This is a genomic window from Syntrophorhabdus sp., from assembly GCA_012719415.1.
In the GTDB taxonomy this organism is placed as follows: Bacteria; Desulfobacterota; Syntrophorhabdia; order Syntrophorhabdales; family Syntrophorhabdaceae; genus Delta-02.
The window spans coordinates 1-9,743 of the sequence record JAAYAK010000052.1 but is presented as its reverse complement, the minus strand read 5'-3'; the positions used below and the strand labels follow the sequence as shown (position 1 = coordinate 9,743).

The following is a 9,743-nucleotide window of genomic DNA, read 5'->3' as shown; positions in this document are numbered from 1 at the left end:
TCATATACGCGATTCCCGCCGTCATCGTTCTCGCCGTTCTCACCGTTTATCAGTATGGTTTCGTGAATGCCCGCAAGGAAATGGTCTCTCTCCGGGAGACGAGGGCCGCACGGGAAAGGGCACTCATGAAGTGCATGGAGACGATCGCGGGGAGGTCCCGGATAGAAGAGAAACTCGATGCCTTGAAGGAGAAGAGAAGGGTTGCCGCATCAAAGACCATCGAGGCGCAGACGCCGACACTGTGTGCGGCCGCTCTCCAGGAGGCGGTCAAGGGTATAATCACGGGGCGGGGAGGATCCATAGCCAGCGAGCGTGTGGAAAAAGCAGAGGAATCGGGCAGATTCCAGGTGGTGACCATTACCGTCGACGCGGCGCTGCCCGACACGAGGGCCTTGAGCGACGTCCTCTTCAGCATCGAGACCCATACACCTTACATCGTTGTGCGGGAGATGGACACGCGGGTGCGGAACTTCCGCGATCCCAGGGAACTGATGGTGAAGCTGCGCCTGTCTTCGCTGGCGGGAGGAAAGTGACATGATGAAGGTGCTGCGGTCCATCCCGGGCAATGTGACCCTCCTGAACGTCCTTCTGGCTGTCGCCCTGGTGCTGGCAGGCATCGGCGTTATGTGTCCGGCGATGTCCGTGAACAACCGTCTTAATCTTCCGCGGATCGTTCCGAAGGAGACGGTTCTGGCGGAAAAACCTGCGGAAGAGGGCGCTCAGCCCCTTCCGACCGATTATGCCGTTGTCAGTGAAATGAACCTTTTCCATCCTCAAAGGGTCATACCTATCGACGCGAAGAAGGAGCTGCCGAAACCGGAGCTTTTCCTCTGCGGCATAATCATGTATGGGAACCAGCGTGTCGCCTTCGTCGAAGACAAGAAGAACCCGACAACATCTCCCGGACGAGGGAAAAGGCAGACGGAACTGAGGAAAGGCTCTGTCTACGCGGGCTACTCGGTGAAGGAGATTAACACAGACAGCATTGTTCTCACCAGGGGTGAGCAGAGCGTATCCGTGTATCTTATGGATCAGGCAAAGCGCGGCGGCAAGGGTGCCACGTCCGCTCCTGCCGAGGCGATAGCGTCTTCCGCGTTGCGGTCACCTTCTTCTTCCCCCGCTCCTCCTGCCGCCCCACCTTCTCCCCGCCCTTCGAGGCCTTTACCATCGAAGGGGCCAGGTGTGCCACCCTCGGACGGCAGCAAGGCCCCGCCAGCTCCCGTGCCTCCCCACCACAGGGACCGGTGACGGCACGCCATGGCTAAGGAAGGCCGGTGGATGATCTTAGTCTTGGCGATAGCTCAGGACTTTTTGGAGGGATTCGCCCAGGCGGTCGGGATCAACGGGCTTGAGAAGGAAATCCAGGGCCTGTGACGCTGACGCCTGCGTGGCATAGTGGTCGTGGGCCGTAACAAAGACCACATGCGGCCGTTGCTCCAGCGTTTCCACAAGATCGAATCCGGACCCGCCGGGCATCTGGATGTCGAGGAAGATGAGGTCGACCCGCGTTGCATCCAGGACCCGCCGGGCCTGCTCAATGTTCCTGGCCTCACCCACGACGCGGACATAAGGATGCTCGCTGAGAAGTCCTTTAAGATTTACCCTGGCGAGGCGTTCATCATCTACGATGAGCACTCTCACCTCTCTTTCCTGCCCTTCCTTCATGGTTGTCTCGACCTCAACTGTAATACGCGATCACCGCCATGGCAATCATCGCATGCAATCCCGACCCGATAAAGCCTCACGCCTGAGACTGTGCTTGTCGGGCTCCCGTTTCCAAAGGTACTCCGAGGACAACACGGACGAGTCCAGAGTCTTCCTCGGTCTGAAAGAGGTACCGATTGGCATAGATGAGGCTCAGGCGCTTGCGGAGGTTCTCGATACCTACCCCTTTCCTTGTCCTTGCCTCATCCTCTGTCGATACCCAGTACCCGGTGTTGGTGACCTTCAGGAGAAGGAGGCGGTCATCGGTGACCGAGCCTTCGATGGTTATCTTAAGCGGCAACTCCGATGTCTTCGTCCCGTACTTGACGGCGTTTTCCACGATAGGCTGGAGTATGAGTTCGGGAACCCGCACATCCATAGCCTGCGAGGGAAGGTCTATGTTCACCATCAGATCATCCTCAAAACGGACCTTCTCGATATTGAGATAGCTCTCTATGGTCCCCATTTCCTGACTTAAGGGCACAAAGCCGGATTCGCTCGAGGAGATGGTGGAACGCAGATAGCGAGAGAGTTGTTGAATAAGCTGATCGGTCTGCCGCGAGCTTATTCTGGCGAGGGCGCTTAAGGAATTGAGGACGTTGAAAAGGAAATGAGGATTGATCTGATACCTGAGTGCCTCAAGCTTTGCCTGAACGGATCGAAGCTCGGCGTCTTCCGCCCGGCGCCGCTCCTTTTCTATCTCTCTCTGTTCCGTGATATCGTCGAGAATGCCCTGAACTCGGAGTATCCTTCCCTTATCGTCCCTGTCCGCCCTGGCGTAGATGGAACCCATCCTCTGAGATCCGTCACACCGGTGAAAGAGGACTTCGAAATTCTTGACCGTTCCCTGGCTCTCAAGCATATCCAGTAATCGGTTGCGCCTCGTGGAAGAGTAGTAGCGCGACACATTCCTGCCGACCAGTTCTGCCGGAGAACGGTAACCCAGAAGGGATGCGAAGGCCGGGTTGGCGTTGAGCACAACGCCTTCCACGTCGGTGACGAATATTCCCTCTACAGCGTTCTCGAACAGCCCACGGTACAGACGTTCCGCCTCTTCCAGGGCGTTGCGGCTCTCCTCGATGCTTTGTGCCATTGTGTTGAGACCCCGGGCAAGCCCGGAGATCTCGTCAGTACCCTTTGCCTCCAGTCTTTTGTCGAGAATCCCGGCCTTGATGTGCTCAACGAAAGCCATGCATGCCTCCAGCTTTCTCAGGAGGGGATTGGCCATCCTGAAGACGGCGATAGTGATCGTGAAGAGCATGACAACGAGGGTCGCGTATGTGATCTTGCCCATTGTCTCGATAGGCGCGAGAACATCCCGCAGGGGTCTTTCGACCACGAACAGAAATTCAGGGTCTGAGGTTTTCAGGAACGCAGCCAGGCGGCGGCCTGATCTCGTGGAATAGCTGACAATGCCGCTGCGGCTTGTCGCCAACTCCGGCAGGTCGGGGATGTCGGGCCGCATGTATGGTTTGGACCGTATTACGTTGGGGGCCACCCAGCCCTTGGGCAGGTTCATATCCAACCACGGGTCGTAGACGTAGGCCTTGCCTCCAAGTATGGTCTCCTGGGGAGCGAGGAAATGATCATTGATGTGATCAAGGTCCAGGGTGGAGCGCACCACGGCCACGACCTTGCCGTCTTCCCTGACGGGGACGCTGATCGCTATGATGGGGCGCCCCGTGCCGTGGCTCAGGATAACCTGGGAGATTGTCCCCTGCCCGGCGATGGCAGCCTTGAAATCAGGACGCGTGGCGACCATCTGACGCATGGGCGAATATCCTATGCGGTCGGGATAAGAGGACGCAATGCACCAGGCGTCCCGGTCGATGAGGTTAATGGACGTATAGACACTGTTCTTCCTGACGATGTCCAGGAAACGCAGGTTCATCTCCCGTACGAGTGTTTCGTTCTTCAGGGATCTGGTGACGTCGCGGACGAGGCGTGATTCCGCGAGAAGCTCCATGTCCATCTTGAATCTCTCAAGGCTTATCTGGCTCTGCTTGGCGATGAGAGCCACCGTCTGCTCCATCTGCCTCCTGGCGGCTGACTCAAGGTGTCGTCTGGCGGATACATAAGTGATGGCCGAGGACAAAAAGACGCTGACAACGATCATCACCGCAACGACAATGAGAAGTCTGGTGCGAAAGTTCATCGGTCCCCTTCTTTCCAGGGCGAAGGGGTTCTTGAATGTCCCCTTACGGAGAATCGCCCACCCCATGCCCCGTTTCGTTATCCCTTTCACTCCGAAGAAAACGGTCGATCAATGAGGAGATATTACGGTACGATTCTGTTCCTCAGACCGGGGATGTAACCGAGTAGGCCTGATATGGGACGAATCAACCGCATTGGGGGATTAGGACGATTCGGAGCAGATAGGGACTGCACGCAATATATTCGAGAGTGAGCTTCACTATTTGCACGCTGTCTTTAATCTGGAACATGAGACCTGAAACTTGAAACCGTCTTTTCTCTTACCACCGAAGCCTTATTCCTCCCGTAACGGCATGGGCGAACTCTTTCGACCTTACCCGGGCGTCGTAGGCGAAGAAGAAGTTCCAGGCGTCCCCGGCCCGGCCCGTGAGCCCCAGGGAGAAGACGCCGCTGTCGCGGGCCCAGGTATCGGAGGAGACCCTGAACGAGCCCGAGGGAGCGCCGGCGAAACGGGCATCGAGAACGGCGTTTGTGTCTCCGAACTCATGGACCCACCTGGCGGAGATCTCCGGGGTCAGGAAGAATGTCTTATTGATCACGAACTCCTTTGCCAGGCCAATGCCGAGGGAACCCTGAAGCGATGTGGTTCTGGCGCTGTCTCCGATAAGGTTGAGGGCATCAGCCCCGCTTTCCGTGAAACCGTCCCGGCGGCTGTCGAGGGCGAGGAAAGAGACATAGGGGGTGATGCTCACGGCCTTGAAGGGAAGGAGATATCCGCTCTCAACGTGTCCCGATATGTCACTGCCGTCATAGGAGCTTCTTGCCGTCCTGCTGATGGTCCCGAAGCTGAGAGAGCGCTTCATGTTGTATTTGTTCATGCTGTAGCCCAGGGCGGCATTCACGTACCATCTCTTATCCGTGGAGGTGAAGGAGCCGTAGAGGGACCCCTGGTAGCTGTCCTCGTTGCCGCAATCCTGAAGGTCTTTCATGTCAACGTTGGTCCTCGAGTATCCGAAGGCGGCACCGGCTCGGATGGCGGGACCGACACGGTATTCGATGCCGGCGACAGTGCCTCCTATGGTGAAATCATACCTCGATGCTATGTCATCGCCGTCCCTGTTCCCTGACGCTTCGTATCCCCTGATCCAGAGCAAAAAGGGACCGTCTCTTCTTCCTTTCATCTTTGCGGATGGAACTGAAACCGCGTCGGAGGTGACGGCGGTGTTTGCCGCGAACAGGGCAGGGAAGTAGGTCCCCGTCACGGAGGTGCCGGTTGGGGAGGAGGGGGTGCTTCTGAAAAGGTTTCGATAGAAACTCGCCACCCTGTAGACGTCGATGGCGGCGAACGCCGTGTGGCTTGCACCGCCCATCTGGTCGTAGGCAAGGCGTATGGCGGGAGTACTCAGGGTGCTTATGGCCCCGTAGACGTTGAGCATGTCACCCGATGCCGTGCTGTAGGTTGCGTCGAGGGATGTGGCCACAGCCTGCTGGTTCTCCGTGAGGGCCGCCCCAGCAAAGTTTGATGTGAGCGTTATATAGGCGTTGTTTGCGTCGTAGGAGAGGGCCGCTGCAATGTAGTCGGAGTCTGTCGCGGCCGAGAACAGATCGTAGGTGCCGGTGAGTCCCGAGTCGGTTCCAACGATGGAGTGTGTGCCACCCCTGGCGCCGATCACCGTATCAAGGGCAACGGTGCCGCCTTTGATCGTGGCGGTTTCCGCGCTTATCTTGCCCAGGTTCCCGTCCGCGCCCGCACCCACCGTGTAGGTGGCCCCCGCCTCATGGGCGAATGCTCCGTTTGCCCTTATCACGCCGCCGAAAACGGATATGTGATTTCCGCTCGAGAGGCCGCCCCCGAGAGTGAAGGTGCCCGTGCCCGATTTCTCTATAGTTTCGAAGTTGAGAAGGATGCCGTTCGTGATGTTTCCCGAACCCGTCAGGTTGACCGTGTCGGTCCCGGCCCCTCCATCCACGTTGCCCGTTATGGAAGACCCGCTGAGCAGATTGGCGGTATCGTCCCCAACGCTCATGTCGACCGCTGTGCCGCCAGTGCCGATGATCGTGCCACTGTTGGTGAGGGTGTCGTTGATGCTTTCACTGCCGCCGCTGTTGTACATGTTAAAAGTGACACCGGTCACGCCTTCAATAGCGCCATGATTGATCAGCGTGCCGCTGTTGCCAAATATGATCCCCCACCCGCCAGTCCCCGTGATGGTCCCACCGGCGTTGTTTGTTACCTTGCCGTCCACGCCGAAATGGATACCGCCGGTTCCCTTGATCTCGCCGCTATTCTCGACTTCGCCATAACCGGCAAAGAGGATAGCCGACGAATCGGCTCCGGAATCTGTCAAATAGATCTTCGATCCGGCATGGTTTGTGACTTTCCCTTTTGTCAGGTAGACGCCGCTCGTCGTATCTCCCGTGATGGAGCCGTAGTTGTCTACGGTGGCGTAGCCGCCGGAGATAATGCCATTGACATACCCGCTGATAGCACCGGTGTTCGTGACGGTATTGGTCTCGCCCCAGGCAGCAATTCCGTTCGATCCGTTTCCGGCTATGGTCCCGCTGTTGGTGACGGTTCCACCACCCCCCGTGTAAATGCCGGTGCCGTTGCTCGTGATCGTTCCGGCGTTTTCCACCGTAAGTTCGTGATCGGATATAACACCGTATGTCCCGCCGGAAATGGTGCCACCTTCCTTGTTGACGACCTTGTTCTCCGCGCCTGATGTCTTGAAATAAATGCCTTTGCCTTCGTTGCTTGTGATCTGTCCGGCATTTTCAGTAGTGCCGCTACCCTTAATATATATGGCGGCCTTTTCTGTTCCGCTGACGGTGGCCTTAATGGTTCCGGTGTTGTTCACGACCGTGTTGGCCGTTTCGTCATTCTGGTGGATGGCATCGCCGGCGGTGCTTTCAATGGACCCGATGTTGGTGATGGTGATCGTGCCCGTCGTATCGATGGCGTTGTTTGTGCTGGTGATCTTGCCTGTTTGGTTGTTGGTGACGGAGCCGCCTCCCATCTTGATGCCGGTGCCGGAACTCGTGATGTCCCCGCTGTTCGTGACGGTGCCTTGCAGAGCGGTGCCGGTGCCATCGCCCAGAGTGTTGAACAGAATAGCGCTGTTGCCCGAGCCGCTCTTGCTGTTTGTTACACTGCCCCCTGGTTCAACACTGACATTCCATCCTTCACTGCCTGCCCAAACGGCGTGGGTTCCTGAGGTTGCAACCGACCCCGTTGAGGTCACGGTGGCGTTCGTTGTGTTTTCGCCTGTCTGTGTTTCGCTGGTGAGGTCGACGCCCAATGTGCGGATGTTGTCGATGACTACCCCGGCCCATACCGGTCTCGTGGTCGCCGGCGACAAAACGAGCGCGATGATGATCACGCAGAGAAGACCGAAAAATGAGACACCATCTTTAGGCGAATGACCCTTCTTTTTGTCCATGTTCATACCCCTTCGAATCCGAAATGCTCTTCCGGACTTCGAGAAAGAAGAGTTTTCACCTCTCAGGTGTTTTGCCACAGGAGAAGGGAATCCCCTTTCTTTCCCGTTAGCCACACACGCGTTTGCCGAAAGAAACGTGCCGTTCTGAATTGGTAGATACTAAGGCAGCAGCCGTCACGGCAGCAAAGGTATGTGCCGAAACGGCCTGGCTACGGGATAAGGATGTCGCAGGCCAGTAAGCATCCTGCCGGTCGATGAAGGGGGGCAAGAAATCCTGGAGAAGTGTAACAGACGGGAATTGGAACCGCCGGCCACCCACGGACATACCCCGGGGGAGATAAGCGCGGGCGAGTGCCCGCTTAAGAGAGGGGGCCTGCAGCTGTTGTCATTAATTGTTTCAAAGCTCCACAGTTCTATGGTTTAACTAGATGTGCCGCCCTAAACCTTCATGGTCGGAGTTTCTTCCCATCAGACGAAGGGAAAAGGGACGACAACCGGAGGAAGGCATCATGAGGTTCAATGGAGTCATTTTCGATCTCGACGGAACGCTGGTCGATTCGCTGGAAGATATAGGGGATTCCATGAACAATATCCTAAGAAAATATGGTTTTCCGACGCATGGTCTCACGGAATACAAGGCCTTCGTCGGCAGGGGAATGAGGAACCTTGTCGTGCGCTCCCTGCCCGAGGACGCGAGAGACGAAGCCCGCATTGTCATCTGCCGCGACTCGTTGCTGAAGGAATACGGTATGAACTGCCTGAAGAAGACCCGGCCCTATGAGGGTATCACCGATCTGATTGACGGGCTCGACAGGCGAAGGATCAAGAGGGCCGTCTTTTCCAACAAGATCGATCACCTGACAAAGAGGATCGTGGGGGAGCTCTTTCCCGGCAGGCCATTCCCGGTTGTCATCGGGGCCGGGGCCGGAATGCCGGAGAAACCGGACCCCACAGGAGTTCTGTCCGTCGCCCGGCAACTGGGGATCGAACCTGAACGGTTGATATACGTGGGAGATTCCGACGTCGATATGGAAACCGCGCGCAACGCGGGCATGCATCCGGCGGGGGCTCTCTGGGGTTTTAGGACGAAAGAGGAATTGGTTACGCACGGCGCGGAATCCCTGCTCGAGCACCCCATCGACCTTCTGAAGATTGTAGACGGGGAGAGCCGGACATGATCCGCCCGCCGATTGACGAATGTCTCCCGTCTGTGCAAGGATAGTGAAGGGCCCCGCGTCCGGTGACCCGTGGCGGGCCTGCGGGAAAACGCCGTGAGAATACTGCTTGTCGAAGATGATGAAAAGATCGCGTCGTTCATCATAAAAGGGATGAAGGCCGCGGGGTGCGCCGTCGACCATGTCGCCGACGGCAGGGAGGGTCTCACGCTGGCGACGACGGAACCCTATGACGCGGCCATCGTTGATATCATGCTTCCCGGCCTCGACGGGTTGTCCGTGGTCGGGGAGATGCGAAAGGGCAAGGTCGCGACGCCCGTCATCATCCTCAGCGCGCGGGGTTCCGTGGAAGATCGCGTCAAGGGGTTGCAGACCGGTGCCGATGACTATCTCACGAAGCCTTTTGCCTTCACCGAGCTTCTTGCGAGGGTCCAGGCGCTGGTGCGCCGCGCGAGCGGCATCACCGAGCCGACGCGGCTTGCCGTGGGAGACCTCTCGGTGAACCTCGTGAGCAGGGAGGTAAAACGGGCCGGCAGGACGATCGAACTCCAACCCATGGAATTCTCGCTTCTCGAATACCTCATGCGCAACGCCGGCAGGGTGGTCTCCAGGACGATGATCATGGAGCACGTCTGGAACTACGACTTCGATCCCCAGACGAACGTGGTGGAGGCCAGGATATGCAGGCTTCGGGACAAGATCGACAGGGATTTTCCCGGCAAGCTCATCCACACGGTGCGGGGGGTAGGCTATGTCCTCAGGGAAAACCCGTAGGTCCCGCAATACACTGGCCCTGAGACTTACCCTCTGGTACGCGGGGATATTCACCGTTTCCTCCTTTGTCGCCTTCCTTCTCTTCTACACGCTTGTCACGTCCGTTGTCCGCGACCGGACGGACGAGGAGCTTATGAGTGAGGCCCGTCGCTATGTCGTTCTCGCGTCGACGGAGGGGCTGGAAGAGGCCAAGAAAGCCGCCGTCGTGGAGACCCAGGCCGCGGGCGTGCGAAAGGTCTTCTTTCGCATGCTCTATGCAGACGGGGTGGCGTTCTCTTCGTCGAACATGTCCTACTGGAAGGACATCGGTATTCACGTGAGCGCGATCCGCCAGCTGGTGGAGGGGGCCGACCATGTCTTTGAAACGATGGACCTTCCCGAGCGCCGGGACGAGGTCCGTATCCTGTACGTGATGCTCGGCTCCAACATCATCCTGCAGATCGGCGAGGCTGTCGAGGGATCATCACGGTTCCTGGAGGTCTTCAGACGGATCTTT

The 9,743-nt window shown here is 57.7% G+C and carries 8 protein-coding genes; 5 read left to right on the top strand and 3 right to left on the bottom strand.

Annotated features, from left to right (window positions below):
- Both GXX82_03315 and GXX82_03310 read left to right on the top strand, forming a co-directional pair.
- On the top strand, positions 1-533 hold a 533-nt coding region (locus GXX82_03315; GenBank protein ID NLT22056.1), incomplete at its 5' end, for a hypothetical protein.
- A gap of 1 nt (position 534) precedes the next feature.
- Complete coding sequence (locus GXX82_03310) at positions 535-1,248, top strand: hypothetical protein (protein NLT22055.1); 714 nt, start codon at positions 535-537, stop codon at positions 1,246-1,248.
- Between the two features lie 36 nt (positions 1,249-1,284).
- Here GXX82_03310 and GXX82_03305 read toward each other — a convergent pair whose 3' ends face one another.
- The 3 genes from GXX82_03305 to GXX82_03295 all read right to left on the bottom strand — a co-directional run bounded on the left by GXX82_03305 (position 1,285) and on the right by GXX82_03295 (position 7,298).
- A complete protein-coding gene (locus tag GXX82_03305) occupies positions 1,285-1,665 on the bottom strand; it encodes a response regulator (GenBank protein ID NLT22054.1) in 381 nt (126 codons plus the stop codon).
- Between the two features lie 76 nt (positions 1,666-1,741).
- The gene (locus GXX82_03300; GenBank protein ID NLT22053.1) at positions 1,742-3,859 is read right to left on the bottom strand and encodes a histidine kinase; all 2,118 of its coding nucleotides are present in this window, start codon (positions 3,857-3,859) and stop codon (positions 1,742-1,744) included.
- 319 nt (positions 3,860-4,178) lie between these two features.
- Complete coding sequence (locus GXX82_03295; protein ID NLT22052.1) at positions 4,179-7,298, bottom strand: autotransporter domain-containing protein; 3,120 nt, start codon at positions 7,296-7,298, stop codon at positions 4,179-4,181.
- 509 nt (positions 7,299-7,807) lie between these two features.
- Here GXX82_03295 and GXX82_03290 point away from each other — a divergent pair.
- The 3 genes from GXX82_03290 to GXX82_03280 all read left to right on the top strand — a co-directional run.
- Positions 7,808-8,476, top strand: coding sequence for an HAD family hydrolase (locus GXX82_03290; GenBank protein ID NLT22051.1), 669 nt, complete (start codon positions 7,808-7,810; stop codon positions 8,474-8,476).
- A gap of 93 nt (positions 8,477-8,569) precedes the next feature.
- Positions 8,570-9,247, top strand: coding sequence for a response regulator transcription factor (locus GXX82_03285; GenBank protein ID NLT22050.1), 678 nt, complete (start codon positions 8,570-8,572; stop codon positions 9,245-9,247).
- A partial coding sequence (locus GXX82_03280; GenBank protein ID NLT22049.1) for a two-component sensor histidine kinase occupies positions 9,225-9,743 on the top strand: 519 nt, incomplete at its 3' end. The genes GXX82_03285 and GXX82_03280, both read left to right, overlap by 23 nt.

Excerpts from the sequence above, each read along its gene's own strand:
- GXX82_03310 (NLT22055.1), top strand. The coding sequence starts at position 535 with ATGATGAAGGTGCTGCGGTCCATCCCGGGCAATGTGACCCTCCTGAAC.
- GXX82_03305 (NLT22054.1), bottom strand. The coding sequence starts at position 1,665 with ATGAAGGAAGGGCAGGAAAGAGAGGTGAGAGTGCTCATCGTAGATGAT.
- GXX82_03300 (NLT22053.1), bottom strand. The coding sequence starts at position 3,859 with ATGAACTTTCGCACCAGACTTCTCATTGTCGTTGCGGTGATGATCGTT.
- GXX82_03295 (NLT22052.1), bottom strand. The coding sequence starts at position 7,298 with ATGGACAAAAAGAAGGGTCATTCGCCTAAAGATGGTGTCTCATTTTTC.
- GXX82_03290 (NLT22051.1), top strand. The coding sequence starts at position 7,808 with ATGAGGTTCAATGGAGTCATTTTCGATCTCGACGGAACGCTGGTCGAT.